The sequence below is a fragment of the Sphingobium sp. LB126 genome, assembly GCF_002795205.1.
Classification (GTDB): Bacteria; Pseudomonadota; Alphaproteobacteria; order Sphingomonadales; family Sphingomonadaceae; genus Sphingobium; species Sphingobium chungbukense.
This window is the reverse complement of sequence record NZ_NETV01000002.1, coordinates 1,040,649-1,067,183: the sequence shown is the minus strand read 5'-3', so window position 1 is coordinate 1,067,183 and position 26,535 is coordinate 1,040,649. Positions and strand designations below refer to the sequence as shown.

The 26,535-nt window shown below is 66.3% G+C and carries 25 protein-coding genes; 9 read left to right on the top strand and 16 right to left on the bottom strand.

Annotated elements, in window-relative coordinates; genetic code table 11:
- Nucleotides 1–93: 93 nt before the first annotated feature.
- Genes CAF53_RS20890 through CAF53_RS20870 form a run of 5 tightly spaced genes read right to left on the bottom strand, consistent with a single transcriptional unit; the run spans nucleotide 94 to nucleotide 4,420 of the window.
- Nucleotides 94–1,254: a hypothetical protein gene (locus tag CAF53_RS20890; protein ID WP_157801327.1), complete on the bottom strand. Its 1,161-nt coding sequence runs from the start codon at nucleotides 1,252–1,254 to the stop codon at nucleotides 94–96.
- A 15-nt stretch (nucleotides 1,255–1,269) separates the two neighbouring features.
- Entirely contained in the window at nucleotides 1,270–2,025 is a 756-nt protein-coding gene (locus CAF53_RS20885; protein ID WP_100239452.1) for a TorF family putative porin, read from the bottom strand.
- Complete coding sequence (locus tag CAF53_RS20880; protein ID WP_052757505.1) at nucleotides 1,946–3,202, bottom strand: S8 family serine peptidase; 1,257 nt, start codon at nucleotides 3,200–3,202, stop codon at nucleotides 1,946–1,948. Before CAF53_RS20880 ends, CAF53_RS20885 begins: the two co-directional genes overlap by 80 nt.
- Nucleotides 3,199–3,816, bottom strand: coding sequence for a zf-HC2 domain-containing protein (locus tag CAF53_RS20875; protein ID WP_157801326.1), 618 nt, complete (start codon nucleotides 3,814–3,816; stop codon nucleotides 3,199–3,201). The genes CAF53_RS20880 and CAF53_RS20875 overlap by 4 nt, the downstream gene beginning before the upstream one ends.
- A gap of 7 nt (nucleotides 3,817–3,823) precedes the next feature.
- Nucleotides 3,824–4,420 (bottom strand): sigma-70 family RNA polymerase sigma factor, encoded by a 597-nt coding sequence (locus tag CAF53_RS20870; RefSeq protein WP_100239450.1) that lies wholly within the window; start codon nucleotides 4,418–4,420, stop codon nucleotides 3,824–3,826.
- Nucleotides 4,421–4,549: 129 nt separating this feature from the next.
- Between CAF53_RS20870 and CAF53_RS20865 the strand changes: the two genes are divergently transcribed.
- From CAF53_RS20865 to CAF53_RS20845, 5 genes are read left to right on the top strand one after another with little or no spacing between them, the layout of a single operon-like run.
- Entirely contained in the window at nucleotides 4,550–4,969 is a 420-nt protein-coding gene (locus tag CAF53_RS20865) for a cupredoxin domain-containing protein (RefSeq protein ID WP_100239449.1), read from the top strand.
- Nucleotides 4,966–5,700: a ferritin-like domain-containing protein gene (locus CAF53_RS20860; RefSeq protein ID WP_100239448.1), complete on the top strand. Its 735-nt coding sequence runs from the start codon at nucleotides 4,966–4,968 to the stop codon at nucleotides 5,698–5,700. The genes CAF53_RS20865 and CAF53_RS20860 overlap by 4 nt, the downstream gene beginning before the upstream one ends.
- Nucleotides 5,700–7,469, top strand: coding sequence for a carbamoyltransferase N-terminal domain-containing protein (locus tag CAF53_RS20855; RefSeq protein WP_100239447.1), 1,770 nt, complete (start codon nucleotides 5,700–5,702; stop codon nucleotides 7,467–7,469). Before CAF53_RS20860 ends, CAF53_RS20855 begins: the two co-directional genes overlap by 1 nt.
- On the top strand, nucleotides 7,466–7,678 hold the full coding sequence (locus tag CAF53_RS20850; RefSeq protein ID WP_046765253.1) for a DUF5989 family protein: 213 nt from the start codon (nucleotides 7,466–7,468) through the stop codon (nucleotides 7,676–7,678). The genes CAF53_RS20855 and CAF53_RS20850 overlap by 4 nt, the downstream gene beginning before the upstream one ends.
- 2 nt (nucleotides 7,679–7,680) lie before the next feature.
- Nucleotides 7,681–8,667 (top strand): methyltransferase domain-containing protein, encoded by a 987-nt coding sequence (locus tag CAF53_RS20845; protein ID WP_100239446.1) that lies wholly within the window; start codon nucleotides 7,681–7,683, stop codon nucleotides 8,665–8,667.
- A gap of 99 nt (nucleotides 8,668–8,766) precedes the next feature.
- Here CAF53_RS20845 and CAF53_RS20840 read toward each other — a convergent pair whose 3' ends face one another.
- On the bottom strand, nucleotides 8,767–9,042 hold the full coding sequence (locus CAF53_RS20840) for a hypothetical protein (RefSeq protein WP_046765346.1): 276 nt from the start codon (nucleotides 9,040–9,042) through the stop codon (nucleotides 8,767–8,769).
- 214 nt (nucleotides 9,043–9,256) lie between these two features.
- Here CAF53_RS20840 and CAF53_RS20835 point away from each other — a divergent pair, with 214 nt between their 5' ends.
- On the top strand, nucleotides 9,257–11,152 hold the full coding sequence (locus CAF53_RS20835) for a potassium transporter Kup (protein WP_046765255.1): 1,896 nt from the start codon (nucleotides 9,257–9,259) through the stop codon (nucleotides 11,150–11,152).
- Between the two features lie 45 nt (nucleotides 11,153–11,197).
- Here the strand turns inward: CAF53_RS20835 and CAF53_RS20830 are convergent, their stop codons facing one another.
- From CAF53_RS20830 to CAF53_RS20805, 6 genes are read right to left on the bottom strand one after another with little or no spacing between them, the layout of a single operon-like run.
- Complete coding sequence (locus tag CAF53_RS20830; RefSeq protein WP_046765256.1) at nucleotides 11,198–11,929, bottom strand: response regulator transcription factor; 732 nt, start codon at nucleotides 11,927–11,929, stop codon at nucleotides 11,198–11,200.
- Nucleotides 11,926–14,607 (bottom strand): sensor histidine kinase KdpD, encoded by a 2,682-nt coding sequence (locus tag CAF53_RS20825; RefSeq protein ID WP_100239445.1) that lies wholly within the window; start codon nucleotides 14,605–14,607, stop codon nucleotides 11,926–11,928. Before CAF53_RS20825 ends, CAF53_RS20830 begins: the two co-directional genes overlap by 4 nt.
- The gene (gene kdpC, locus CAF53_RS20820; RefSeq protein WP_046765347.1) at nucleotides 14,604–15,188 is read right to left on the bottom strand and encodes a potassium-transporting ATPase subunit KdpC; all 585 of its coding nucleotides are present in this window, start codon (nucleotides 15,186–15,188) and stop codon (nucleotides 14,604–14,606) included. Before kdpC ends, CAF53_RS20825 begins: the two co-directional genes overlap by 4 nt.
- Nucleotides 15,189–15,208: 20 nt before the next feature.
- Nucleotides 15,209–17,239 (bottom strand): potassium-transporting ATPase subunit KdpB, encoded by a 2,031-nt coding sequence (gene kdpB, locus CAF53_RS20815; protein ID WP_100239444.1) that lies wholly within the window; start codon nucleotides 17,237–17,239, stop codon nucleotides 15,209–15,211.
- Between the two features lie 12 nt (nucleotides 17,240–17,251).
- The gene (gene kdpA / locus CAF53_RS20810; protein ID WP_100239443.1) at nucleotides 17,252–18,955 is read right to left on the bottom strand and encodes a potassium-transporting ATPase subunit KdpA; all 1,704 of its coding nucleotides are present in this window, start codon (nucleotides 18,953–18,955) and stop codon (nucleotides 17,252–17,254) included.
- A 13-nt stretch (nucleotides 18,956–18,968) separates the two neighbouring features.
- The gene (locus CAF53_RS20805) at nucleotides 18,969–19,058 is read right to left on the bottom strand and encodes a potassium-transporting ATPase subunit F (protein ID WP_046765260.1); all 90 of its coding nucleotides are present in this window, start codon (nucleotides 19,056–19,058) and stop codon (nucleotides 18,969–18,971) included.
- Between the two features lie 412 nt (nucleotides 19,059–19,470).
- Between CAF53_RS20805 and CAF53_RS20800 the strand changes: the two genes are divergently transcribed.
- Nucleotides 19,471–20,535: a type III polyketide synthase gene (locus CAF53_RS20800; protein ID WP_046765261.1), complete on the top strand. Its 1,065-nt coding sequence runs from the start codon at nucleotides 19,471–19,473 to the stop codon at nucleotides 20,533–20,535.
- Nucleotides 20,532–21,692, top strand: a complete 1,161-nt coding sequence (locus CAF53_RS20795; RefSeq protein ID WP_242443544.1) for an FAD-dependent monooxygenase — start codon at nucleotides 20,532–20,534, stop codon at nucleotides 21,690–21,692. Before CAF53_RS20800 ends, CAF53_RS20795 begins: the two co-directional genes overlap by 4 nt.
- Here CAF53_RS20795 and CAF53_RS20790 read toward each other — a convergent pair.
- Nucleotides 21,622–22,320, bottom strand: coding sequence for a methyltransferase domain-containing protein (locus CAF53_RS20790; RefSeq protein WP_046765263.1), 699 nt, complete (start codon nucleotides 22,318–22,320; stop codon nucleotides 21,622–21,624). The two genes, CAF53_RS20795 and CAF53_RS20790, sit on opposite strands and share 71 nt — an antisense overlap.
- A gap of 59 nt (nucleotides 22,321–22,379) precedes the next feature.
- Here CAF53_RS20790 and CAF53_RS20785 point away from each other — a divergent pair, with 59 nt between their 5' ends.
- Nucleotides 22,380–22,781 carry a DUF2147 domain-containing protein gene (locus CAF53_RS20785; RefSeq protein ID WP_046765264.1) on the top strand — a complete coding sequence of 134 codons (402 nt, stop codon included), beginning with the start codon at nucleotides 22,380–22,382 and terminating at the stop codon, nucleotides 22,779–22,781.
- Here CAF53_RS20785 and CAF53_RS20780 read toward each other — a convergent pair.
- From CAF53_RS20780 to CAF53_RS20770, 3 genes are all read right to left on the bottom strand, one after another.
- Nucleotides 22,778–23,617: a class I SAM-dependent methyltransferase gene (locus CAF53_RS20780; protein WP_100239442.1), complete on the bottom strand. Its 840-nt coding sequence runs from the start codon at nucleotides 23,615–23,617 to the stop codon at nucleotides 22,778–22,780. The genes CAF53_RS20785 and CAF53_RS20780 overlap by 4 nt on opposite strands.
- A 45-nt stretch (nucleotides 23,618–23,662) precedes the next feature.
- Entirely contained in the window at nucleotides 23,663–24,949 is a 1,287-nt protein-coding gene (locus CAF53_RS20775) for an HD-GYP domain-containing protein (protein ID WP_046765266.1), read from the bottom strand.
- A gap of 134 nt (nucleotides 24,950–25,083) precedes the next feature.
- Nucleotides 25,084–26,532, bottom strand: a complete 1,449-nt coding sequence (locus CAF53_RS20770) for an efflux transporter outer membrane subunit (protein WP_197707507.1) — start codon at nucleotides 26,530–26,532, stop codon at nucleotides 25,084–25,086.
- Between the last annotated feature and the right edge of the window lie 3 nt (nucleotides 26,533–26,535).

The window sequence follows — 26,535 nt, the reverse complement described above, 5'->3', positions numbered from 1 at the left end:
CGATCTGATTGAATCAGATCGGAATCCGCTCTAAGTCTTTTATTTACCGCGATTTCTTAACCGTCAGATGATGCCATCTGACTGGAAATCGCTCTAGGACGTCTCGGTCCGCAATCGCGTCCACAGGGCGCGCGCCATCATCCGGTGGGCGCGGGCGTCCGGATGGGAATCGTCGGGAAGCCGCCAGTGCTGGCCCAGCGGTACGACCAGATGGGGAATGGCCGCACCGTTGAAGATCGCCGCGCGAAGCGCGCGTTCGCGCGGCCCTTCGGGCTGGAAGACGGGCACCAGGACCAGTGGCCGCGCGCCGCGCGCCCGCACCAGCGCGACTTCGGCCCTCAGCAGGCGGCGGTCGGCCGCCACCGCTTCATCGATGGCGGCCGCACCATGATAGGGAAACAACACCCGGCCCAGATGGCTCAGCGCCCATGTTCCCGTCGCCCGATGCCAATGCCCGGCACTGTCGATCCAGGGACGGTTCCGGTCGAGTTCGCGCATCATCAGACTGGGCGTGAAAAGGATCACCACCGCCACGGGGTGTCGGAATCGCGGCAGTTCCCGCTTCAGATGGAGGAAGCCCTGGCTCAGCGAATAGGCATTGACGGCGAGGTTGGCGCTCGCGATGCCGCTCAATTCCTGCACCTGTCCCGCCACGCTGTCGCGCCAGTTGAGGCCCTTGCCGAATAGGATCGATTCCCCCACGAACAGGATCGCGGGTGCCGCCCGGTCGAATGGCATGTCGCTGGACGCCACGCGATAGCCCTGGCCGTCGATGCAATAGACCGGGCGCCATGCATATTCGGGATCGCCCGCGCAGCGGGAGGGGGTGTAGGTCCATCCGATCAGCGGGTCCGCCCGGCGCAGCGGCTCATCGCTCGGATTCCATGCCTGCCCCTTTCGCCCGGAAGCGTATTGCATGACCAGTTCGCTTGCCGGCAGGGCCAGCAGGACCGCCATGGCGATGGCGATCCCTCGCCGCGCGCCGATCCGGCGCATGGCGAGCAGCAGGACGGCGGCCAGCGCGACCAGCAACAACCGCTCGACCTGCACGATCATCATCAGCCAGTCGCTCGGCACGATGATGTCGGGCAGCAGGTGGCGATCGGTCCAGTCGCGGTTCATGCGCAACGCCATCGCCAGCAACAGCAGCGCGACGGCGCCCGTCAACGCCTGCCCCGCCCAGCGCAGCATGGGGAGGGGACGATCCGCTGAAAGGTTGGCCGTGACGGGCATGACGCGGCTTTTGTGCCGCAAGACCCCGTCTTCGGTTCAAAAGGCGAAGGAGAGGGCGATCACCAGCGCGCCGTCGCTACGGTCCCCCGCGCCATAAGCGGCCCGATCCTGCGCATGGCCGGTCCAGGCGGCGTCCAGATCGACCGGCCCCAAATGGCGGCGCAGGCCGATCCGCCAGTCGGTCGCATCCCGGTCGCCCCTGTCCGCATGCGCCTTCAGATGCGTCAGCCGCCCCGCATGGGCGACAAGCGACCAGTCCGGCGCAAGGTCGAGATCGCCGTTCAGCTCCGCATAGAGCGTCGGCTCATCCTTCCGGAAATAGCCGGGCGAGAAATATAGTCGCCCCGACAGATGGCGGCCGGTCATGCCGACATAGGCTTCGGTATAGCTGCCACCGCCCGCAATTCCGGAATAGCTGGTATAGCCGCTATGGACCATGCCGACATCGATTGCCGTCGCGGGCGACAGGTGCCTGGCGAACCCCGCATATTGCCGGAAGGAAAGTGGCTTTACCCCCTCGTCGCGCGTCGCCACCAGCGTCGCCGATCCGCCGATATAGAAGCCGCCGGCGGCGTCATGGACCAGCTCCAGTTCGGCCACGGGGCGGTGATCGCCGATCGGCTGGCCGCGCAGCCGCGCCTGGCTGGAAAGGGTCAGGCTGCCGCCCAGTTGTGCGGTCGCGGGACCGGCAAGCACCGCGCCCAGGAGAAAGCTAGTCGCGACCCGCCGCCGCCAGCGGGGATCGGCAGGCGCCTTCGCATCCTGCTTTGCCCTGCACCGTGGCGAGCGCATCGATCATCCCTCCTGCCGATAGGACGAACATGGATCGTTCCTGCCCTCGTCCCTGACTATGCCCCCGCGCCTGATCGATCAAGGCGATGAGGCCGCTCACTTGCGCCGCGGCATAGGACGTACCGTCGACCAGCCCCCATTTTCCGCCCGGTTCGGTTGCGGGAATGCCGGCGGCCGGTGCGACATAGATGGCCCGCCTGCCCGACAACGGGACCCCCGACACGGCGACGACGCCGGGCCAGGAGGCGGGAAATCCGCCGTCCGGCCGGCGCGGGTCATAAGCCGCCACGACCGAAGCGCCGCGCGCCATGGCCGCGTCCAGCAGCATCGCCAGCAGCCGGTCGGGCGGGCCGCCCAGGCTCATGTTGATGATCGGCGCCCTGCGGTCGATGGCATAATGGAGGGCCTTGGCAAGGCTCAGGCTGTCGCATGCCGCCATCGCGGAGGGCCCCGTCTGCCAGCAGGCGCGCAGCCCCAGCAGCCGTGCGCCGGGCGCGATGCCCGCGATGCCGATCCGGTTGTCGGCCCGCGCCGCGATGATGCCCGCGACCGCCGTTCCATGCGCCTCGGCGGCAAAGGCCCGGCCGTCGACCAGATTGACATTGGCTCTGATCTGCCCTGCCAGATCGGGATGGCGTGCGTCGATGCCGCTGTCGATCACCGCAACCGTGACGGAGCGTCCGGTCGCCAGCCGGTGGACGGCGTCGAGATGCCAGAGCATGCGCGCGGGCTGGGCGGGATAGAGCGGATCGTCATGCCCCGCCGGTTCCCCCTTGTCCGGTCCTGCCCCCTCCGCTGTTGCGAGCGTCTGATAGTCATGCATGGGCTGGGACCAGGCGACATGGCTGTCCTTCGACACCTCCTCCGCCATGGCGTCCGCCGATATGCCGCCCGGCACGCGCATCACGAAACAGTCGAGGTCGATGACCGGCATCATCCAGTCCGTCACCAGCGTCAGATGATGGTCGCGGGCGATGCGCCGCGCCTCATGCATCAGTTGGCCGTGACCGATCCTGTCGCCATAGCCGCCGGCATAGGCGCCGCCGGACCGGAAATGCGGCGGCGGCAGGCGCAGCATCACCAGGATCCGATCGCCCTCCGCGGCATGACCGGCAATCGGCGTCATCAGGACGCCGATCAGGCCAAGGAACAGGGTGCGGATCATGCGCCCGATCATGGCGCCGCCTCGATCGGCTGGGCCAGCACGACACTGTGCCACGTCCGCAGGTCGGCGAGCACGTTCTCCCGCCGCGCGGGTGCGACGTCCAGCACATAGGCTCCGGCAGCGGTCGGGCCGTCGACCAGCCTCGCCCCCGCGCGGCCGATGACCAGGCGCATTTCCTGCTCCGGCGTATCGGGCCGGAACATGATGAGGAGATTGCCGTTCCCGCGCGCGGCCGGAGCGCCGAGCGTGCGATACGCCGCTTGCGGCCCCTGTGGGCGGAACAGCGTCACCGCTCCCAGCAACAGCGCCGCCTGCGCCGCGGCGAACGCCGTCAGGGCGGGCCAGGTCAGGACCGTTCGCGGCAGGGGCAAGCGCCGCGCGGCCCGATCGGGGGCGAGGCGGCGTTGCAGCTTTTCCCAGCCCAGATCGGCCCGGACCGGCAGCCCGGCCACTTGCGCCTTCAACCGCCTTTCCCGTTCCAGCGCCGCCCTGCACAGGTCGCACTGGCTTAGATGCGCGTCGACGACGGCCCTGTCATCCTCGTCCAGTTGCCCGGACGCATACCAGGGCAGCAGCATTTCGGTCGCCTGATGCGGATCGCCGCGAAAGGAAAGGATGTCGGCCATGGGCTTTTCAGATCCAGTCGCCAAATTCGCCGGCCAGTTCGCGCCGCAGATGCCGCCTTGCATGGAACATTCGCGTCTTCACCGTGTCCACCGGGCAGTCCATGATCTGCGCAATCTCGCGATAGCCGATCTCGTGGAAATAGCAGAGGTCGACCACCGCCCGTTGTTCGGGCGAAAGGGCGGCGAGCGCCTCCAGCAACGCCGCGCGCATCCGCTGGTCCCCGACGGTCTGCTCGGGCGAGCGGTCGGGGCTCATGCGGGTGTCCGCGAACGGGTCCTCGATCGGCTCGTCCTGCCTGCGCAGCGCCTTCATCGCCTTCCGCCAGGCGATGGTGAACAGCCAGGTCGACAATTTGCTCCTGCCCGCAAAGCTGTCGGGCCGGTCCCACAGCACCAGCAATGTGTCGTCCAGCACCTCCTCCACCAGATGCGGCCGGCGCAACAGTGTCATCAGGAACCGCGTCAGGCGCGGCTGGTAATGACGGTAGAGCGCCTCGAATGCCTTGAGGTCGCGCCGCCTGATCCGGGCGAGCAGGCGCAGGTCGTCATCGGCGCGTGCCCGCGCCCCGACCTCCGCCCGACCTGCCGTCTCGACCGTTTCCAAGAACGACTCCTTCGCACCGCCGCATGAGTGTGCGTTCGATCCCCGAAGGGTTCAAAATTTTTTCCCGAGCCCGGTGAACCGGATGGGCCGGGCCCCGCCACTCATCCCCGATGACAGAGGAGGCAGGGCATGTCCCGTTCGAGACCCTTTCTGCGATTCGCCTTTCCACTGCTGGCCATGTTCACCCTGGCATCGTCGGGCGGAGCGCAATCCACCGATGACTGGCGCAGCGCGCGCCTGCTGACGATCCACCTGTCCAGCTTCAAATTCGATCCGTCGGACATCCTGCTGGACCATGGGGTGCCCTACACGCTGCATATCGTGAACGGTTCGTCGGGCGGCCATGATTTTGCGAGCAAGGAATTTTTCGCCCAGGCGCGGATCAAGCCGGAGGATGCGGGTAAGGTCAGCGGCGGGCGCGTCGACCTTGGCGGCGGGGAAAGCGTTGACATCCACCTGATCGCACCCTCGCCGGGCAGCTACAAGATACGCTGCACCCATTTCATGCACAGCATGTTCGGCATGACCGGACGGATCGTCGTGCGGTGACGGGCTGGCGGGTCCCGATCGACCGGCTGGTCTGGGCCGACCCGCGCCGCCGGGCGCGCAAGCTGCTGCAATTTGCGGAGGTGGAGGCGCAGGGCGCCCGCGATCTCTTCCGCGCGGCGGAGATGACGGACGATCCATTGTTGCGGCGGCGCCTCTTTGCCCATGCACGGGACGAGGTGCGCCATGCCGCCCTGTTCCGCGCGCGCGGGCTGGCGCTGCGGCGGACGCTGACCGATCCCGGTCCCGAACATGGGCTGGGCGACGGCCTTATCCCCGGCGAACGCGGTTTCGACCGGCTCGAGGTGGAAAGGGAGAGCATCGCCGCGTTGCTGGCCTTCATTCATCTGTCGGAACGGGCCGCATCGCAGGCCTTTGCCGCCTATGGCGCGGTGCTGGACCATGATCCGCAAACGCGCGCGGTGATCGACCGGATCGCCCGTGATGAGGAGGGGCACATGCGCTATTCGCGTGCCGAACTCACCCGTCTCGCGCCCGATGCGCGCAGAGCCCTGTGGGTCGCGCGGCTGCGGCGTTTCTGGCGGGCTTATTTGCGGCTGGCGCTGATCCTGGCCGACATGATTTCCCGGCTGGTCCTGACGCTGCTTTATTTCCTGCTGCTGCCGCCCTTTGCCTGGGTGGCGAAGCGGGCCGCGCGGAAGGAGGCGGCGGGCTGGCGCGACTGCCCCGAGCACGACCGGGCGGGAGGGCGCGCCGGAGGAGGGCAATATTGATGAAGATTCTCGGCATCTCCGCCTTCTATCATGACGCCGCAGCCGCCCTGACGATCGACGGCCTGCCGGTCGCCGCCGTGCAGGAGGAACGGCTTTCGCGGTCCAAGAACGATCCGGCTTTCCCGATGCGTGCGATCGAATGGTGCCTCGACCAGGCGGGGTTGGAGCCGGAGGCGCTGGACGCGGCGATCTTCTATGAACGGCCCGCGCTCAAGTTCGACCGGGTGCTGATGACCCTGTTGCGTGGTTTCCCGCAAAGCTGGCGCATCTTTCCCAAGGCGATGAAGAACATGGTCGGGGAAAAGCTGTGGGTGCGCGGCATCGTCAGCGCGCAGCTCGGCATTCCCGCCAGGCGGGTGCATTTCACCGACCATCATCTCTCCCATGCGGCCGCCGCCTTCCTGACCGCGCCGACGGAAGAGGCGGCGATCCTGACCGCCGACGGCGTGGGCGAATGGGCGACGCTGACGGTCGGGCAGGGCAGCAAGCGTCCAGGCGGCCCGGTCGACATCCGTCTGCTGCGCGAGGTCCGCTTTCCCCATTCGCTCGGCCTCTTCTATTCGGCCTTCACCGCCTGGCTGGGGTTTCCGGTCAATGAGGGCGAATATAAGGTGATGGGCCTTGCCGCCTATGGCGCGCCGCGCTTTGCCGACGAGGTGCGGCGGATATTGCGGCGGACGCCCGATGGGGCTTTCTCCCTCGACCTCGGCTATTTCGACTATCACCGGGCGGTCGACGCCGCCTATTCGCGACGCTTCGTCGACCTGTTCGGTCCGCCCCGCGACCGTTTCGAGCCGGTCGACCCCGGCACGGCGCAGGGCCGGCACTATGCCGACGTCGCGGCCAGCGCCCAGAGGGTGCTGGAGGAGGTGATCGTCGATATCGCCACGGCGTTTCGGAAGGAGACCGGCCTGGCCGATCTCTGCCTGGGCGGCGGGGTGGCGCTGAACGGCGTCGCCAATGCCCGCATCCTGCGCGAAGCCGGGTTCGAACGGCTGTTCGTGCCGTCCGCGCCCGGCGATGCGGGCTGCGCGCTGGGCGCGGCGCTCTGGGCCGATCGCATCCTCTTCGGCCAGCCGCATCGCGACTGTCCGGATCATCCCTTCTGGGGACCGGCCGTTGAACCCGACGATCTGGCCCGCCTTGCTGCCGAGGACGGGCTGGCGTTCGAGCGGGCGGCGGAAGCGGACATGATCGACAATGTGGCGGACGCCATCGGGCGGGGCGCCGTCGTCGGTTGGATGGAGGGCGCGGTGGAATTCGGTCCGCGGGCGCTTGGCCATCGCAGCATATTGGCCGATCCGGGCGACGCGGCGATGCGCGACCGGATCAACCGCGATATCAAGTTCCGGGAATCCTTCCGCCCCTTCGCGCCCGTGGTGCCGGTGGAACAGGCTGCGACCTTTTTCGAATTGCCCCCCGGCGGCGCCCGGCTGGGCCGCTTCATGTCCGGCGTCTTTCCGGTGCGGCCGGAATGGCGGGACAGGCTGCGCGCCGTCACCCATGTCGACGGCACCGCCCGCGTGCAGGTGTTGGAAGCTGCCATGGCGCCGCGCCTCCACCGGCTGCTCGGCGCCTATGGCCGCTGCCACGGCATCCCCGTCCTGCTCAACACATCGTTCAACATCGCCGGCGATCCGATCGTGACCAGCGCGGCGGAAGGCTATTCGACCTTCCGCCGCGCGGGCATGGACCTGCTGGTCGCGGATGATGTCGTCGTCCGCCGCGACCGGGCGCGGCAGGCGCAACGCATGGAGGTCATGGCATGATCCGGCGCAAGGGACGCCTGCGGCGTCAGCTCATCATCGCCGGCAGCGCATCGGCCACGGTCGCCGATCTGGTGCGGGGGCTCTGGCACGCATCGGGCGGGCGGCGGTGGATGATCCCGCTGGTGGTCTTCCTCTGCTCGCTGGGCGTCATCCTGACGCTGGCCGCCGGGGTGGAGGCGCTGGCGCCCTTCATCTATTCGATCTTCTAGCGATGGATGCCCATGCGCTGTCTCTGCTTGCCTGCCCCCGCTGCGGCGGGCCGCTGGACGATGCGGCGGACGAGGGGCTGGGTTGTAGCGATTGTCGGGCGACCTATGCGATGCGGGACGGCATCGCCGACCTGCGCCTGCCCGCGGACGACCGGACCGAAGAGGTGCGGCGCTTCTACACGGCGTCGCCTTTCCCCGGCTATCCGCCGCGCGACAGCATCGATTGGCTGCGCGCCCGCGCCGGACGCAGCCCCTTCGCGCGGCAGCTCGACGCGGCGATCCCCTATGACGCGCGGATCGTGGAGGTCGGCTGCGGCACCGGCCAGATGAGCCTCTACCTCGCGCGTGGCGAGCGCGTAGTGATCGCCGCAGACCTCTGCCGCGCATCCCTTGCGCTGGGCCGGGCAGCGGCGAAGCGGCTGCGGATCGATCAGGTCCAGTTCGTCGAAACGGACATCCACCATCCCGGTCTTCGCGCCGGGGCGTTCGATGTGGTCTATTGTTCGGGCGTCCTGCATCACACGCCCGACCCCTGCGCGGCTTTCGGCCCGGTCGCCCGGCTGGCGCGGCCCGGCGGGCTGGTGATCATCGGCCTTTACAATCTTTATGCGCGCCTGCCGCACCGGGCGCGGCGGCTGGCGGCGAGGCTCAGCGGTTGGCGCTGGACACCCGGCGACCGGGTGCTGGCCGAACGCAGCGGGCAAGCGGACCGGCATCGGGCCTGGCTGCGCGACCAATATCGGCATCCCGAGGAACATCGCCACAGCCTGGCCGAGGTCAGGCGCTGGTTCGCGGGGCAGGGGATCGACTATATCCGCTCCGTGCCGGGCGCGCTGGTTGGGCAGGCCGATGAGCAACATGCGCTGACCGACCCGGAAGAGGACGGCTGGTGGCTGGAGGATATGCTGGCGCAGTTTGGCTGGCTTCCCCGGCTCGCGGCGGAAGGGGGATTGTTCGTGACGATCGGCCGTGCGCGCCCCGGACGCTAGAGCGATTTCCAGTCAGATGGCATCATCTGACGGTTAAGAAATCGCGGCAAATAAAAGACTTAGAGCGGCCGATCTGATTCAATCAGATCGGAATCCGCTCTAAGTCCGCTCCTTCCCGTCGGAACTCGACCAGCGGGCCGAAAGCTGCACCGGCTTCCACAGCAGCGGCCCCATCACGATCAGCGCCGCGCCCGCGCTGGCGCTCACGAACAGCAGCGCGGCGAGCAGGAATTCGGTCACGTCCACGCCCGCCGCCGGATTTTGCAGGACCAGGCGACGCAGCAGTCCGCCCTCGGGCCAGGCCGAGGCCAGCAGCAACAAGCCCGCCAGCCGCAACCCGATCTGCGCCGTCCACCGTTCATACCAGGGAGCCATGACGACATCCTCCTTTCCGGGAGGATGTTCCATTACGCATCCCCGCATAGTTTCTCGAGAGCGGGACCCGACCGTTTCCGTTGAAATGTCATAGGATTCGGCCACATCTTCAGTCATTCATATGCGAATCCTATGCCGATCGCCCAAAGCCGCACTGGAAAACCTATGCGGCTCTGTGCGATGGGCGGGTCCGATAACAGCGGGTAGTGCACGGATGACGGATCGAGCAGGCGGCGTGGCAAGCCACGGTCATTCGCAGGAAAAGCTGCCGCTGCTGGCGCTGGGCGCGCTCGGCGTGGTGTTCGGCGATATCGGCACGTCACCCCTCTATGCGCTGAAGGAAAGCTTCGTCGGCCATCATCCGCTGGCGGTCGACCCGGCCCATATCTATGGCGTGCTCTCGCTGGTCTTCTGGACGATGACGCTGATCGTCACGGTCAAATATGTGTTCATCATCATGCGCGCCGACAATCATGGCGAAGGCGGCAGCATGGCGCTCCTGGCCATGATCTCCCGCAAGCTGGGGGAAAGCCGCTGGACGCCGACCATCGCCATATTGGGGGTGCTGGCCGCTGCGCTCTTCTATGGCGATGCCATCATCACGCCGGCCGTGTCCGTCCTGTCGGCGGTTGAGGGGCTGGAGACGGTGAATGACGGTTTCGCGCCCTTTGTCCTGCCGATCGCCATCATCATCCTGATCGGCCTGTTCGTGATCCAGAAGCACGGCACGGCGCGGGTCGGCGCGCTGTTCGGGCCGGTCATGGCGGCCTATTTCCTGGTCCTGGCGGCACTGGGCATCCTCAATATCCTGCGGCATCCGGGGATCGTCGCCATCGTCAACCCGATGTGGGCGGTGCATTTCTTCGCGCTCGACGCGAAGCTCGCCTTCCTCGCGCTGGGTTCCGTCGTGCTGGCGGTGACGGGGGCGGAGGCGCTCTACGCGGACATGGGGCATTTCGGGCGCAAGGCGATCAGCATCGCCTGGCTCTATGCCGCCTTCCCCTGCCTGCTGCTCAACTATATGGGGCAGGGCGCGCTGCTGCTGGACCTGCCCGAAGCGGCGGAAAATCCCTTCTTCCTGCTGGCGCCGGACTGGGCGCGCCTGCCGCTGGTGATCCTGGCCACGCTCGCGACGGTCATAGCCAGCCAGGCTGTGATTTCCGGCGCCTTTTCCGTGACGCAGCAGGCGGTGCAGCTCGGCTTCCTGCCCCGGCTCAAGATCGCCCATACCAGCGCCTCGGCGCAGGGGCAGATCTATGTGCCGCTGGTCAACTGGGCGCTGCTGTTCCTGGTGGTGCTGCTGGTCCTGGGTTTCCAGTCGTCGAGCAATCTGGCCGCGGCCTATGGCATCGCCGTCACGGGAACCATGGTCATCACCACTTGCATGATGGGGGTGCTGACCTTCAGCGTATGGCGCTGGAACCGGTTGCTTGCGGGGGCGGTGACGGGGCTGTTCCTGGCCGTGGACGGCGCCTATTTCCTTTCCAACGCCACCAAGATCCCCGATGGCGGATGGTTCCCGCTGCTGGTGGCGGCGGTGGTGTTCCTGGTCCTCACCACCTGGTCGACCGGGCGCAAGATCATGAACTTCTACCTGATGGAAGGGGCGATGGAGGTGGAGCTGTTCGTCCGGTCCGTCTCCGGTTCCCTGAAGCGCGTGCCGGGAACGGCGATCTTCCTCAATTCCCGGATCGAAGGCGTGCCCCCCGCGCTGCTGCACAATGTGAAGCATAACAAGATATTGCACGAGCGCGTCATCATCCTGACCGTGCGGACGGAGGGCGTGCCGCACCTGCCGCTGGCCGGCCGTTCCGAGGTGACCGATCTGGGCGAGGGCTTCTATCGCGTGGTGCTGCGCCACGGCTTCATGGAAGAGGTCGACATCCCCGCGGCGATGAAGGCGGTGGAAGGCTGCGGCGGCCCCATCGCCATCAGCCAGACCAGCTATTTCCTCAGCCGCCAGACGCTGATCCCGTCGGAGAAGCCCGGCATGGCGATCTGGCGGGAGAAGCTGTTCGCCTGGATGATGCGCAATGCGGTGACGCCGATGGATTTCTTCAAGCTGCCGACCAACCGGGTGGTGGAACTGGGATCGCAGGTGGAAATTTAAGGGGCGAGCCTATCGCGTCATTGCCGTCTCCACGGGAATGACGGTTTACGCCAAGCGCGACACGGTTTCCCCGCCATCCCCCTCCTTCAACCGATATCCGATTCCCAATTCATTCGCGATGATCCGGGGCCGTTGAGGATCGTCCTCCAGCTTCTGCCGCAACGTGCGCACCAGCACGCGCAGATATTCGACATGATGCTCATGCTCGTTCGGCCAGACCTTGGCCATGATCTGCTGGTGGGTGATCACCCGTCCCGGATATTTGGCCAGTTGCACCAGCACGCCATATTCCTTCGGCGTCAGATGCACTTCCTTGCCCGCCTTGGTGACGATCCGCGTCATCAGGTCGATCGTCACATCGCCCGCCCGCACCGCCGACATGCCGCCATCCTTGGTCATCCGGTTGCGCAGCGCCACGCGCACGCGGGCGAGCAGTTCGTCGGTGTCGAAGGGCTTGGTCAGATAATCGTCCGCACCCAGGTCCAGCGCCGCCACCTTCTGCTCGGTCGCGTCGCGCGCCGATATGACGATCAGCCCGGTGTCCGAATGCTGCTTGATGAGCGGCACCAGCTCCAGCCCGTCGCGGTCCGGCAGGCCCAGGTCGAGCAGGCTGATATCCGGCCGCTCCTCCCGCAATTTCTCCAGCGCCTCGCGCGCGTCGGCCGCCTCCACCGTGGCATAGTCGGCACGGGTCAGCGCCGCGTGGATCAGGCGGCGGATCTGCGGTTCGTCATCGATGATCAGGACCTTGTGGCGGCCGGATGAAGGGGTGGTCATGTCACGTCCTCGTCGGGGAGCGGAGCCAGGATCAGCATCTGCGGAAAGGTCAGGGTGAAGCAGGCACCGGCCGGATCGGTCTGGTTGGCGGCCGATACGCCGAGCCCCATCGCCTCGGCAAAGCCCTTGACGATGGCGAGGCCAAGGCCCGTCCCATGCTTGACCCGGTCCGATCCTTCCATGCGGGTGAAGGTGTCGAAGACGCGCACCTCGCTGCCCGGCGGGATGCCGGGACCTTCGTCGATCACCGACAGGGTGATGGCATCCGGCAGGCGCTGGCCGCTGATGACGACCGGCGTGCCCGGTTCGGCATAGCGCCCCGCATTGTCGAGCAGGTTGATGAGGATGTGGTGCAGCAGCGTCGGATCGACCCGGACCAGCGGTATGTCGGGCAAGATATCGACCCTGACCTCGTGCCCGGCCAGCGACTGGCGGGTGTCGTGTACCGCCCCCGCGACCGCATCGAACAGGTCGATCGGCTCGACCTTCAGGGGAAGCGCGCCCGCCTCCACCCGCGCCATGTCGAGCAGGTTGGCGACGAAGCGGGTCAGCCGCTGCGCCTCCGCCTCGACCGTGTCGGCAAGCTCGGAAGGGTGTTGCTGCTTCAGCTCGTGCACGGCCGAGATGATGGTGGTGAGCGGCGTGCGCAGATCATGGCCGACCGAGGAAAGCAGGGCGGACCGCAGCCGGTCGCGCTCGCGGATCTGGCGCGCGTCCAGCATCTCCTCCTCCAGCGCCATGCGGTCGAAGGCGATGGACGCCTGGTCGAGCAGGCTCATCAGCAGCGGCACCTGGTCCGACCGCAACGGTTCGCCTGCATCCTCCCGCGCCAGTCCCAGCACGCCCAATACGCCCCGTCCCCGACCCGTCTGTGTCGTGCGCAGCGGATGGAACAGCCAGTCCGAAGCGGTGAGGGTGGAGGAACCGCGCCCGGCGGGCTGTTCATTGTCCATCGCCCATTGCGCGGCGGCCTTTTCGATCTGCTCCAGCCGGTCCTCCGGCGGCACCGCGGCGCGCAGTTGCGGGCCGTCGGGCGAAGGGACCAGCAGCACGGTGCGCACGTCGAACAGCCGGCCGACTTCCCCGCAGATCGCCTGCATCAATTCGTCCTGGCTGGCGGCAGCGGTGAGCTGGCGGGAAAAACCGGCGAGCGCCGCGTTCTGGCGCGCGCTGCCATGGGCCAGGTCGGCCTGGGCGCGGACGCGGGCGGCGAACTGGCTGGTGACGATGGCGACGCCCAGCAGGACGAGGATGCTGATGACATTTTCCGGATTGGCGACGGTCAGCGTGCCGGTCGGCGGCAGGAAGAAGAAATTATAGGCCAGGCTGGAGAGCAGACCCGCGAACAGCCCGGCCCTCAGGCCGAAGGAGGCGGCGGCGAACATCACGGGCACCAGATAGAGCAGCGCGATATTGCCAAGCGCGATGGTCTGGACCAGCAGCTTGCCGATCGCGGTCATCAACGCGATCATCAGCGTCGACCAGAGATAGTCGCTGGGCTTGCCCCATGGTCCGGCCGTCGCGGACGCGGCGCGGCGGGGATGTCCTCTATCGTCGCCGGGCAGGACATGGATCGCGACATCGCCCATATCGCGAACGAGACGGTCCACCACCGATCCATGGCGCAGTTCGAACCACCAGCTTCGCGCCGCCTTGCCGATCACGATCTGGGTGGCGCGGGCATCGGTCGCATATTGGCGAAGCCCCTCGACCACGCCGGGCGCGGGGATGGTCGCGGTGGTCGCGCCCAGCCGCGACGCCAGTGCCATCGTATCGGCCAGATGGGCGCGCTCCTCCGCCGTGAATGCCAGGCTGTGCCGGGTTTCGATATGCACGGCGGTCCACGGCGCCTTCAACGCATCGGCCAGCCGCTTGGCGGCACGGACCAGCCCCTGCGCGCTCGGCAGCTCGCTGATCGCCACGACGATCCGCTCGCCCGCCGCGAAGCTGCCGGCCAGAGCATGGGCGCGGACATAATCCAGCATCTGCGCGTCGACCGCCTGTGCGGCGCGGCGCAGCGCCATTTCCCGGAGCGCGGTCAGGTTGGATCTGGAGAAGAAATGGTTGAGCGCCCGGCTGGCTTCGGCGGGGATATAGACCTTGCCCTCCTTCAGCCGCTCGATCAGCTCACCGGGCGGCAGGTCGACCACCTGGATTTCCGCCATTTCGAGGATGGAATCGGGCACCGTCTCACGCACCCGGACGCGGGTGAAGGACGCGACGATGTCGTTGAGGCTCTCGACATGCTGGATATTGACCGTCGAATAGACGTCGATCCCGGCGTCCAGCAGTTCCTCCACATCCTGATAGCGCTTGGGATGGCGGCTGCCGCGCGCGTTCGTATGGGCGAGTTCGTCGACCAGCACCAATTGAGGTTGGCGGGCCAATATGGCGTCGATATCCATTTCGGCGAGGCGATGGCCCTGATGCTCGACTTCCCGCCGGGGAATGACCTCATGGCCGGCGAGCAGCGCTTCGGTTTCGCGGCGGCCATGCGTCTCGACCACGCCCACCACCACGTCGATTCCGGATTTCAGCCGTTGCATGCCGTCGGTCAGCATTTCATAGGTCTTGCCGACCCCCGGCGCCGCGCCGAGGAATATCTTGAGACGGCCACGGCCCTCCTGCGCCGCCTGGCGCAGAAAGGCTTCGGGATCGCGGCGGTCCGGCTCGTTCATCGTCTCTGATTAGCGCCGATCCCATCCAGCCGTCGATTGATTTCGAGGACGTTGACGCGGGGTTCCCCCAGGAAACCGAGGATCGGCCGCTCGATCGCCTCGTCGACCAGCGCGCGAACCCGGCCGGGGGCAAGGCCGCGTGCCCTGGCGATCCGGTCGACCTGGAAAAAGGCCGCATCGGGACTGATATGGGGGTCGAGTCCCGATGCGGAGGCTGTCACCAGATCGGACGGAACGGGGCGACCGGGTGAATGGAGGGCCTGGACATCCTGGGTGATGCGATCCGCCAGCGCCTTGCTGGTGGGGCCAAGGTTGGAACCGGAGGAGGCGAGCCCGTCATAACCTTTGCCCGCCGCCGACGGGCGGGGATGGAAATAGCGGTCGGCCGTGAAGCTTTGGCCGATCAGGGCCGAACCGATGGGTCTGCCATTATCCTCGATCAGGCTGCCGTTGGCCTGGGACGGGAAGATGGCCTGACCGATGCCGGTGAGCGCCAGCGGATAGGCGATGCCCAGCAACAGTGCGAAGAGCAGGGTCATCGCCAGCGCCGGCCGGAGAGAAGATTGGAGATCGTTGAACATCGTCATGCCCTTTGTCTGTTTTAGGCCAAGCCCAAGCCATTCACGGCCAGGTCTATGATCTTGATCCCGGCGAACGGCGCCACCAGCCCGCCCAGCCCGTAAATGGCGAGGTTTCGTGCCAGCAGCGGCCCGGCGCCGATCGGCCGGTAGGTGACGCCTCGCAGCGCCAGCGGCACCAGGCAGGGGATGATCAGCGCGTTGAAGATGATGGCGGACAGGATCGCGCTCTGCGGACTGGCGAGGCCCATGACGTTGAGTATCTTCAGCCCCGGATAGAGCGCTACGAACATGGCCGGTATGATCGCGAAATATTTGGCGACGTCATTGGCGACCGAAAAGGTGGTGAGCGCGCCGCGGGTCATCAGCAACTGCTTGCCCAGCCCCACCACCTCGATCAGCTTGGTGGGATCGCTGTCGAGGTCGACCATGTTCCCCGCCTCGCGCGCCGCCTGCGTGCCGGTGTTCATCGCGACGCCCACGTCCGCCTGTGCCAGGGCGGGCGCGTCGTTGGTGCCGTCGCCGCACATGGCCACCAGACGCCCGCCCTGCTGCTCCTTGCGGATCAGGCCCAATTTGTCCTCCGGGGTCGCCTGGGCCAGGAAATCGTCGACTCCCGCCTCGGCCGCGATGGAGGCGGCGGTCAATGGATTGTCGCCGGTGATCATCACCGTGCGAATCCCCATTCGCCGCAATTCTCCGAAACGTTCACGGATTCCGGCCTTGACGATATCCTTGAGGAATATCGCGCCGAGCAGCCTGCCGTCCTTCGCCACGGCCAGCGGCGTGCCGCCGGCGCGGGCGATCTCGTCCGTGATGCGGCGCAGTTCCTGCGTCGGTGCTTCCTTGTCGAGGCCGGGATTGGCGCGCAATATGCTGTCCACCGCGCCTTTCTGGATGATGCCGCCGTTCCATTGCACGCCGGAGATGCGGGTCTGGGCGGTGAAGGGGATGACTCCCGCGCCTTCGGGCAAAGCGGTCGCGGTCCGGCCGAACGTCTCGCGGGCCAGCAGGACGATGGATCGGCCCTCCGGCGTTTCGTCGGCCAGGCTGGCGAGCAATGCCGCTTCAGCCAGCTCGGCCTGCGACGTGGTGCCGACGGGACGGAACTCCGTCGCCTGGCGATCGCCCACCGTGATGGTGCCGGTCTTGTCGAGCAACAGCGTGTCGATGTCGCCCGCCGCCTCCACGGCCCGACCCGATTTCGCCAGCACGTTGAAGCGTACCAGCCGGTCCATCCCCGCGATGCCGATGGCCGAAAGCAATGCTGCGATGGTGGTCGGGATCAGCGTGATCAGCAGTGCGGCAAGGATCGCCACGGGCACGCTGCCGCCCGCATAGCTGGCAAAGCCTGGAATGGTGCCCACCGCGATCAGGAAGATGATGGTGAGGCCGACCAGCAGCAGGGTCAGAGCGATCTCATTGGGCGTCTTCTGCCGCTCCGCACCCTCGACCAGCGCGATCATGCGGTCGAGGAAACCCTGCCCCGGATTGACCGTCACCCGCACCCGGATCTGGTCGGAGATGACGCGCGTGCCCGCCGTCACCGCCGAACGGTCGCCCCCGGCCTCGCGGATCACCGGCGCGGATTCGCCGGTGATGGCGGCTTCGTTGACCGAGGCGACGCCCGCGACGACATCCCCATCGGAAGGGATGAGATCGCCGGTTTCGATCAGCACCACGTCTCCCATTTTGAGCGCACTGGCGGGCACGGTTTCGAAGCTGTCGCCCTTCAGCCGCTTGGCGGACAACTCGGCTTTGGTGGCGCGCAGCGAGGCGGCCTGTGCCTTGCCACGCCCTTCGGCCAGCGCCTCGGCAAAGGTGCCGAACAGCACCGTCAGCCAGAGCCAGACCACCAGTTGCAGCTTGAAGCCGATTGCGAGTTGGTCCTGTCCGACCGCGAGCAGCACAGTCAGCAATGTCGCGACGACGGCGGTGGTGAACATCACCGGATTGCGGATCAGTTCGCGCGGATCGAGTTTGCGGAAGGCGTCGCCGATCGCGGGAACGATCAGGTCGGCGGTGAAGAGCGATTTCCGGGTGGATCGGGCCATGTGCAGTGATCCTTAGAAAAGCTGGCCACGGATCATCGCGAGATGATCGGCGATAGGACCAAGGGCGAGGCTGGGCAGGAAGGTGAGACCGCCGACGATCAGCACGATGCCGACCAGCAGCCCCGTCCAGAGCGGCCCCGTGGTGGGGAAACTACCCGCGGTTTCAGGGGTGTATTTCTTCGCCGCCAGACCGCCTGCGATCGCCAGCATCGGAATGATGATGAAGAACCGCCCGATCCACATCGCGACCCCCAGCATGCCGTTGTAGAAGGGGGTGTTGGCGGTCAGCCCGGCAAAGGCCGAGCCATTATTGCCCACGCCCGAGGTGAAGGCGTAGAGGATTTCGCTGAACCCGTGCGGCCCCTTGTTGAGCGGCCCTGCCAGCCCCGCGGGCAGGACCGAGGCGATGGCGGTGAAACCCAATATGATGAGCGGCAGCACGGCGATCGCCAGCACGGCGAGCTTGACCTCGCGGCTTTCGATCTTCTTACCGACATATTCGGGCGTGCGGCCGACCATCAGCCCCGCGACGAACACGGCCAGGATAGCGAACAGCAGGAAGCCATATATGCCCGCGCCCACGCCGCCGACCACGACCTCGCCCAACTGGATGTTGATGAGCGGGATCATGCCGCCCAGGGCGGTGAAGCTGTCATGCATGGCGTTGACCGCGCCGCAGCTTGCCGCCGTGGTGACGACCGAGAAGAGGGCGGAGGCGGCGATGCCGAAACGGACTTCCTTCCCCTCCATATTGCCGCCGGCGACGCCCAGATGGTGGAGGACGGGGTTGCCCGCCGCTTCCTGCCAATAGGTCATGGTGACGCCGATCAGGAAGATGGTGAGCATCGCCGCCAGGATCGCCCAGCCCTGGCGGACATTGCCGACCGCCTTGCCGAAGCAATATGTCAACCCGAAGCCGATCAGGAAGATCGACAACATCTGCACGAAATTGGTGAGCGCGGTGGGGTTCTCGAACGGATGGGCGCTGTTGGCGTTGAAGAAGCCGCCGCCATTGGTGCCCAGCATCTTGATCGCTTCCTGGGAGGCGACCGGGCCGAGCGCGAGGGTCTGCTTCGCCCCCTCGAGCGTGGTGAGGTCGACCGATCCCGCCAGCGTCTGCGGCACGCCGCTGGCGATCAGGAACAGCGCATAGACGATGCAGACCGGCATCAGCAGATAGAGCGTCACTCGCGTTATGTCGGCCCAGAAATTGCCGATGCCGGTCGTGCTGCGCCGGGCGAAGCCGCGGAACAGCGCGAAGGCGAGCGCGATGCCGGTCGCGGCGGACAGGAAATTATGGATCGTCAGCGCCAGCATCTGGCTCAGGTTCGACAGGGTCGATTCCCCGGCATAGCTCTGCCAATTGGTGTTGGTGGTGAAGCTGATCGCCGTGTTGAAGGCGAGATGCTCGCCGACCGCGCCATAGCCGAGCGGATTGAGCGGCAGCAGTCCCTGCATCCGCAGCAGGGCATAGGTGAGCAGCAGCAGAGCGGCGTTGAAGACAAGCATGTGGACGGCATAGCGGCGCCATCCCTGCTCCTCCTCCGGGTCGACGCCGGAAAGGCGGTAGAAGCCCCGCTCGACCGGAGCGAGCACGGCATGAAGCGGCGTTCGCCGCCCTTCATAGAGCGCGAACAGCCAGAGGCCGACGGGCTTGACGAGGACCAGCAACAGGCCGGTGAAAGCCGCGATCAGCAGCCATCCTTGAAAGGTCATGGATCAGCCTTTTCTAAAATCGTTCTGGCCGCGCGAGCACGGCGACCAGATAAAGGAGAAGGCCAAGCGCAGTCAGAGCGGCGAGCCAGAGATCGATGGTCATGGCGGCCAGTCTCCTCAAGCCCGGTCGCACAGGGCGACATAGCTGAAGCTAGCCACCAACAGGATGAGGATCAGGCCGATCCAGAGAATGTCCTGCATGCAAAAACTCCCGCAGGCGTGGGTGTCGCGCGGGATGCGGGACGCTTCGTCTGCCGCCCGTCAATTAGAGCAGTGGGTCGTTTGAATTCGAGAGAGGGAGAAAGGGCCGGGCATAGTATTTGCGTATGAAACAGGATTTCTGGCCTGGAACTGGCTTGGAAAATGAACTCGAACCCGCCGAATAATCGCGTAAGTTCCATATCCCCTTGAACCATTTGCGCTTGCCAAGGCACTGAAACTCCACGAGCCAGTGGCTGGAAGGATCATTGCCCTGTCATGAGGCGTTTCCGGGAAATAGGAGATAAGTCGACCCGATGACCGACGTCCGCGCCTGCATCAATGCCATCGGCTGCGCCGTCCCCGCGCAGGACATGCATGCTTCCTTCATCCAATGGGCAGGCCGGCAGTTGGACAACCCGCGCGAAAGGCAGCTTTTCCTGCGCATGGCGGAGCGATCCGGCATCGATCATCGCTGGTGCGTCCTGCCGCCGACAGCGGAGGGGGGATCGCCGGTCGATCCGGGCGGTTTCTATAGTGGGGCGATGCCGCCGACCTCGCTGCGGATGCGGTGCTACGCCGACCATGCGCCGGCCCTGGCGCTGGAAGCGGTCGCAAGACTGAAGGAGAAGGTGGCGGTCGAGCGGATCAGCCATCTGGTCGTGGCGAGTTGCACCGGCTTCGTCGCGCCAGGAATAGATCAGATCATTGCGCAACGGCTGGGGCTGCAGGGGGTCGAGCGGACGTTGGTGGGGTTCATGGGCTGCTATGCGGCGGTCGCAGCCCTGCGCACGGCACGGCATATCGTCCGGTCGGAACCGGAGGCGCGGGTGCTGGTGGTGACGGTCGAGCTGTCGTCGCTCCATTTCCAGCCGGAACGACAGATAGAGCGGTTGCTGATGATGCTCCAGTTCGCGGATGGCGCCGCGGCAGCCCTGGTGACGGCGGAAGGCAGCGGAATCGCGATCGACCGGCCCTTTTCCTTCAATTTGACAGATTCGGCGGAACTGATCCGATGGGAAATCGGCGACAGCGGCTTTGTAATGCATTTGTCGGGCGAGGTGCCGGGGCGCATTCAGACGGCACTGGGCGTCCCCGCGATCCGCCGGGCGATGTGGGGCAGCGATGATCCCGCGGAAATCCAGGATTGGGCGGTGCATGCGGGCGGGCGCTCCATCCTGGATGCGGTGGAGCATGGGCTGGGGCTCGGGAATGATGCGCTCGCATCCTCGCGAAGCGTCCTAGCACGATTCGGCAACATGTCCTCCTCCACACTGATGTTCATTCTGGGGGACAGGCTGGGGCATGCGCGGCAGGGCGTGGCGTTGGCGTTCGGACCGGGCCTGGCGGCAGAGGGATTCCGGTTCGAAGGAATGGGATGATGCATGGCAAGGGCCCCTCGACTGTGCCGGTGCTGATCGTCGGCGGCGGGCCGGCCGGCGCGGCGGCCGCGATCACGCTCGCGCGCGGGGGCGTGGAGGCGTATCTGGTCGATCGGCATGCCGGGCCGCATGACGGCGTCTGCGGTGGCTTTCTGGGTTGGGATGCGCTGGCGGAGTTGCGGGATCTGGGCGTGGATGCCTTCGCCTTGGGCGCGCGGCCGGTGGGGTATCTGCGGCTGTTTGCCGGTGGGCATCGTGTCGAATTCGCGCTTCCCTATCGTGCGGCAGGTCTGTCGCGCCGGGTGCTGGATGAGGCACTGATCGGGTTGGCGGGGAAGGCCGGGGCGGTTCTCCTGCGCGGCAGGACGGTGCGCGCGGCCGATCCGGTTCGCCGGTCCATCCGCTTCGACGATGGTGAAGAATGGAGCGGCGCGGCCTTGTTGCTGGCGACCGGCAAGCATGAGTTGCGGGGTCTTGCGCGCGACCTTCACGGGCGCAAGGAAACCCCTTCCGCCGGGCTTCGGGCACAATTGCCGGTCGATGCGAGCCGTTCGCGCGATCTGGCCGGTACGATCGAACTGCATCTGTTCGACCGGGGCTATGCGGGGCTGCTGTTGCAGGAGGACGGCACGACCAATTTGTGCCTTGCCGTCGCGCGCGAACGCCTGGCAGCGGGCGTGATGGGGTTGATGAAGGAGATCATGGTGGAGGCGCCCCGTCTCGCCGAGCGGATGAAAGGTGCAATCCCGCCGCATTTCGATGCGATCGCCGGTGTGCCCTATGGCTGGCGAACGGGCACGACGTCTCCCGGCATCTTTCGTATCGGGGACCAGGGTGCGGTGATCGCCTCGCTGGCGGGCGACGGCATCGCCATGGCGCTGAACAGCGGCGTGAGCGCGGCGCAGGCTTTGCTCGATCACGGGCCGGAAGCGGCGGCCGACTGGCAAAGGCGGATGCATCGCCGGAATTTTCGTCCGGTGGCCGTGGCGGAGGCTCTGCGCCATGGCGCGAAGGGGACTGTGGGCCGCGACGTGCTGATGCGGTTGCTGCGCTGGATGCCGGCGCTGGGCGTGCAGGCCGCGCAGCTTACCCGCATATCCGCTCGACGCACAGGCGGAAGGAAAAGCGGCGCACGATCCGCACCTGGTCCAGGCTGATGCCCGCTTGCGGCAACAATACCGCCCAGTCGCCGGCGCGGAAGGCGCGGGCGATGGAGAGCTGGCCATCCTCACGCACGATCCGATGGACGCGCAGCAGCCGTGCGAGCAGCGGGAAGCCCCAATGAGCGAAACCATGCCGATGCAGGTCGCAGATCAGCCAGCCCATGCGCGCGTTCGCCTCCATATGGTGCAGGAAGGTCATCAGTTGCGCGTCCGTCATGTGATGCGTCACCTGACTGGAGATGATGAAATCGAACCGCTCCGGCTGGTCGAGATAGTCCCCGGCGCGATAGTCGATCCGAAGGTCCGGTGGGGTCGCATGGCGGGCCGCGGCGAGGCTCTTCTCATTGAGGTCGACCCCGATCAGTTCGGCCTCGATCCCGCGCTTTCTGGCCCAGCGGGCGACGGCGCGGAGGATGTCGCCATCGCCGAAACCCACGTCGAGCAGGCGAAATCGCCGGGCCGAACCGACGGCGCGGTTGAGAAAGGCGATGGTCGGCCATGCGGTGAACGTCCAGCGGTTGACCCTGGCGAGGTCGTGCAGCACGCGCTCATAGACGGCCGGGTCGAGGTCCGGCGCATCCATCTGTTCTGCCTGTCGGGACCGGATCGAAAGGTCGGCCATGATACCCTCTCTTCTACCCTTTCCTCATAGCATATTCCGCTACGCGAAGAGGTGATGCCATGGGATATTTTTCCGCATTTCTGTTTCTTGTCGCCGGGACGCCGATGCCGGGCGTCGAGGGCTTTTGGTTGACCGACGACCGAAAGGGCGTGGTGCAGATCGCGCCCTGCGGCGAGCATATTTGCGGGCGGATCGTGCGGGTGCTGGACAAAGGACCCGGCGTACCCGCCACCGACATCAACAATCCCGATCCGCACTTGCGCGGGCAGCCGATCGTGGGTCTCCTCACCCTGTCGGGTTTCAATCGGGACGGCGCGGTCTGGAAGGGCGGGCGAGCCTATGATCCCCAATCGGGACGGAGCTATCGCGCGACATTGGGGCTCAATCCGGACGGGTCGCTCAAGGTGACGGGGTGCGTGCTTTTCATCTGCCAATCGCGGCGCTGGACGCGGGCACGCTAAGCTTTGACCCAGACGAAGATGCCATAACGCATCGCCCCTGTACGCAGCGCGAGGATCAGGCGCGGCAGGCTGAGGATGAAGTCGCGATTGCGGATGCCGGGACTGAGCGCCAGTCGCCGCAGGTCGGCGTCGCCGAACAGGCTTCGGGCGAAGCGCCGCAGGCAGATCGTCCAGGTACGGCGAACGCGGATGCTGGCATCCTCATAATCAAGCAAGGCAAGGCCGGCATCGGCGGCGAGCTTTTCATAATCGGCGCGACTGCCCATGCTGGGAAGCCGCCCCTCGCGGCAAATGGGTTCGAGCAGATGGCGGATTTCCCATGGGCGCAGCTTTTCGCCCTCCAGCCAGGCGCAGACCACCAGCCGCCCGCCCGGACGCAATATGCGGGCCGCTTCGCGGAAGAAACGCGGCTTGTCGACCATATGTTCGGAGCTTTCGATCGCATAGGCACTGTCGAAGCTCGCTCCGGGCAGGTCGTTGTGCAGCCAGTCGCGCCGAAGGCAGGTGAAATGCGGGGATGGGCGGGCGTTGGCGATCTTTTCTTGCGCGGCGGAGAGGGTCAGGCCGACAATGGCGACATCATGCCGGGCCGCGATGCGAATGGCAGCGGCGCCGTAGCCGCACCCTATGTCGCACAGCGTCTGGCCGGGTGCCAGCGCCAGCCGCGCCTCGACTTGCGCGACCAGGGCGTCGGTCGCCTCTGCCGGACTTTCGCGGCCGGTTCGCCAATAACCATGATGCACATGCTCGCCCCAGATCCGCCGATAGGCAAGATCAAGTTCGTCATAATGCAACGCGACGGCCGCCGCGGTCTGGGGAACCTTCGGCACGATCATGCGGATTGTATCTACCTGCGGGGGCTGTTCGGCAAGGCCGCCCGTTCAGCCTGCCGCCGCCAGCAATTTGGCGCTGAGCGTGGGCCATTCCGCCATATCCCAGCCCTCGGGTGTCTCGCGTGTGATGATCTGGTCCGCGCCGAAGCAATGGGCGAGGTCGATATCTTCCGCCTTCAGGAAGCTGCGGTCGTTCAGTGAATAGAAGGGACGGACCACGGGCAGTGTCAGATCGTCCCTATTCTGTTCGACGACGATGGCAAGACGATGCGAACGCAGCCGCACCAGCGACCCGATCGGATAGATGCCCACAGCCTGCTGGAACGCATGGAAGATTTCAGGATCGTAAAGCGTCTGTGCCTCGTCCAGCATCAACAGGGCACGGGAGGGGTCTTCGCCATGGCGGTGGATGCGGTTGGAGGTCATCGCGTCATAGGTGTCGCAGATCGCCGCCATGCGTGCGAACAGGCCGATCTCCTCACCCTTCAGGCCATGGGGATAGCCGCTGCCGTCCAGCCGTTCGTGATGATGCAGGCACACGTCCAGCACGGCATCGGGCATCTCCCCGCCCAGTGCCAGAAATTGATGCGCCAATGTGGTGTGGCTCTTCACCACCTCCCATTCCTCGGGGGTCAGCGGGCTGTCCTTGTCCCAGGTTTCCTGCGGCACATGGCCCATGCCCACGTCCATCAGCAATCCGGCAAGGCCGGCCTGCTGCACTTCCTCTGCCGAGAGGCGAAGCTGCTGGGCCAGGCTGATCATCAGCGCGCAAACCGACAATGCGTGGAGATAGAGATATTCGCTGCTGTTCTTGAGGCGCGTCACCGCCATGAAGGCATGGGGATTGCGCTGGATGGAGCTGGAAATCTCATCGATCATCGGCTCCAGCTTCTTGAGCTTGATGGCGTTGCCCAGGCGCGAATCGTCGAAAATCTTCTGCATCGCGCGTACCGACTTGCGGGCGAGGCGGTTGGCGTGGACCATTTCGGCCTTGGTCGACAGCCTTTCCTTCGATAGCGGATCGAAGGGACGGCTGGCCGGAGCGGGAGCAGCGCGCCGCGCGATGGTCGCGCCGGCCCGGCCGAAGGGACGGTCGCGCTGATCCAGGGTCGCCACGGCGCGCGGTGGCGGCGGCATGTCCTTCGGCTTCACGTCCGCGCCGCGTGATATGTCGATCTGGACCCATTCGACCTTGCTGGCCTTCAGCGTCGCCAGCTGCTCGGCATCGTCCAGCAATATCTTGCTCTTCCAGAAGGGATGGGAAAACCATGACCCTTCCAGCTTGTGGAGAAACATGCCCAGCTCGACATCCTGGGTACGGATTCTTTTCAACATTGGTGCGCCCTGGCTAGAGCGCGTCGCGCGCTCTAGTTTTTTGATGTCGCATCGTTTTTTTGCGCAAAACCGGTTCCCGCTTTTGCGCACGATGCTGTGGATCGCCATTTCGCCGGGAACGCCTTGCGAAAAGGTTAACGCGGCCCTTCCCAACCGAGGCCGAGTGCCTTTTGCAGCGCGATATAGCCGGCCGTCATCGCGCTTGTGCCCTGGACGAGTGCCTGGCCGGCCGCGATGCTCTGGCGCTCTGCATCGAGAAGCTGGATGCGCGTCGCGGTGCCCGCTTCGAAACGCTGACGCATCAGCGCAGCGCTGCGGTCCGCCGAACCCCTGGACCGGGCGGCGCTGGCGACGTTCAGCCGTTGGGCACCGAAGCGGGCGAGGGCGTCTTCGCTGTCGCGCAGGGCGTCGAGGATGGACTGACGATATTGGGCGGCGGCTTCGTCCTGCTTCCCCTCCGCCTGCTCCACGCGGGCGGCATTGCGGCCGAAATCGAGGAATCTCCAGCTCAAGCGCGGCATGGCGATCGTAGCCAGCTTGTCGAAATCGAACAGATCTCCCGCCCGGGTGCCACCGATGCCGATCAGCCCCATGAAACTGATGCTGGGAAAGCGTGCGGCCTGTGCGACGCCGATCTTCGCTGTGGCCGCGGCATATTGCCGCTCCGCCGAACGGACGTCCGGTCGCCGCTTGAGCAGGTCCGCCGGATCACCGACGGCAACATGGGAGGGGGGCAGGGGGACGGCTGCCGTCTCTCCCAGCATATCGTCGAGCGCGCCGGGCGCTTCCCCGGCCAATGTGGCCAATGCGTTGAGATAGGCCTGGCGTTCGGCATTCAGCGGCAGGATGGCGGCCTCCGCCAGTTCCAGCTGATGGCGTTGCTGCTCCAGTTCAAGGGCGGAAGCGGTGCCCCGTTCCTGGCGCTGCTGGGTCAGGCGCAGCATTTCGCGCTGCCGGGCGGCGCTGTCCTGCGCCAGAGCCATGCGCTGCTGCCGGTCGCGCAGATCGACATAGGCCTGCGCGATTTCCGCGGTCAAACTGACCTGCGCGTCTGCGACATTGGCCTGCGCCGCGTCGAGTTGCGCCCGCGCCGCCTCCACGCCGCGCCGCTTGCCGCCCCACAGGTCTGCTTCCCAACTGGCGTCGAAACCCAGATTGTAGAGGTTGAGCGACTGGCTGTCATTGCCGGACTGATCGCTCCCGCCGGAACTGTCACCGTTCGAACTGCCTAAATCGACCCCCGGCAGGGTTGCGTGGACATAGAGGGCGGAGGCATTGGCGCTGGGCAAGGCATTGGCCCGTTCCGAACGCAGGGATGCGCGAGCCTGCCTGACCCGCGCCTCGGCCACCGCAACGCCGGGATTAGCGGCGAGCGCGCGGGTTTCGAGCGCGTCCAGCACAGGGTCGCCCAGGGTCGTCCACCACGCCGCGGCCGCGGGCGCTTGCGCGCTGACGCCTTCCGCTGTCCGGACGAACTGCGCTCCGGGGCTGACCGCCTTGGCGGTTTCCGGCCCACGATAGTCTGGTCCGGCGGTGCAGGCGGCAAGCGCGACAAGGGGAAGGGCGGACAGAAGGGAACGCATGAA

Bases quoted from the DNA above. Each gene is read 5' to 3' on its own strand.
- CAF53_RS20885 (WP_100239452.1), bottom strand. From the start codon at position 2,025: ATGCGCTCGCCACGGTGCAGGGCAAAGCAGGATGCGAAGGCGCCTGCC.
- CAF53_RS20880 (WP_052757505.1), bottom strand. From the start codon at position 3,202: ATGATCGGGCGCATGATCCGCACCCTGTTCCTTGGCCTGATCGGCGTC.
- CAF53_RS20875 (WP_157801326.1), bottom strand. From the start codon at position 3,816: ATGGCCGACATCCTTTCCTTTCGCGGCGATCCGCATCAGGCGACCGAA.
- CAF53_RS20865 (WP_100239449.1), top strand. From the start codon at position 4,550: ATGTCCCGTTCGAGACCCTTTCTGCGATTCGCCTTTCCACTGCTGGCC.
- CAF53_RS20855 (WP_100239447.1), top strand. From the start codon at position 5,700: ATGAAGATTCTCGGCATCTCCGCCTTCTATCATGACGCCGCAGCCGCC.
- CAF53_RS20850 (WP_046765253.1), top strand. From the start codon at position 7,466: ATGATCCGGCGCAAGGGACGCCTGCGGCGTCAGCTCATCATCGCCGGC.
- CAF53_RS20845 (WP_100239446.1), top strand. From the start codon at position 7,681: ATGGATGCCCATGCGCTGTCTCTGCTTGCCTGCCCCCGCTGCGGCGGG.
- CAF53_RS20840 (WP_046765346.1), bottom strand. From the start codon at position 9,042: ATGGCTCCCTGGTATGAACGGTGGACGGCGCAGATCGGGTTGCGGCTG.
- CAF53_RS20835 (WP_046765255.1), top strand. From the start codon at position 9,257: ATGACGGATCGAGCAGGCGGCGTGGCAAGCCACGGTCATTCGCAGGAA.
- CAF53_RS20830 (WP_046765256.1), bottom strand. From the start codon at position 11,929: ATGACCACCCCTTCATCCGGCCGCCACAAGGTCCTGATCATCGATGAC.
- CAF53_RS20825 (WP_100239445.1), bottom strand. From the start codon at position 14,607: ATGAACGAGCCGGACCGCCGCGATCCCGAAGCCTTTCTGCGCCAGGCG.
- kdpC (WP_046765347.1), bottom strand. From the start codon at position 15,188: ATGTTCAACGATCTCCAATCTTCTCTCCGGCCGGCGCTGGCGATGACC.
- kdpB (WP_100239444.1), bottom strand. From the start codon at position 17,239: ATGGCCCGATCCACCCGGAAATCGCTCTTCACCGCCGACCTGATCGTT.
- kdpA (WP_100239443.1), bottom strand. From the start codon at position 18,955: ATGACCTTTCAAGGATGGCTGCTGATCGCGGCTTTCACCGGCCTGTTG.
- CAF53_RS20805 (WP_046765260.1), bottom strand. From the start codon at position 19,058: ATGACCATCGATCTCTGGCTCGCCGCTCTGACTGCGCTTGGCCTTCTC.
- CAF53_RS20800 (WP_046765261.1), top strand. From the start codon at position 19,471: ATGACCGACGTCCGCGCCTGCATCAATGCCATCGGCTGCGCCGTCCCC.
- CAF53_RS20795 (WP_242443544.1), top strand. From the start codon at position 20,532: ATGATGCATGGCAAGGGCCCCTCGACTGTGCCGGTGCTGATCGTCGGC.
- CAF53_RS20790 (WP_046765263.1), bottom strand. From the start codon at position 22,320: ATGGCCGACCTTTCGATCCGGTCCCGACAGGCAGAACAGATGGATGCG.
- CAF53_RS20785 (WP_046765264.1), top strand. From the start codon at position 22,380: ATGGGATATTTTTCCGCATTTCTGTTTCTTGTCGCCGGGACGCCGATG.
- CAF53_RS20780 (WP_100239442.1), bottom strand. From the start codon at position 23,617: ATGATCGTGCCGAAGGTTCCCCAGACCGCGGCGGCCGTCGCGTTGCAT.
- CAF53_RS20775 (WP_046765266.1), bottom strand. From the start codon at position 24,949: ATGTTGAAAAGAATCCGTACCCAGGATGTCGAGCTGGGCATGTTTCTC.
- CAF53_RS20770 (WP_197707507.1), bottom strand. From the start codon at position 26,532: ATGCGTTCCCTTCTGTCCGCCCTTCCCCTTGTCGCGCTTGCCGCCTGC.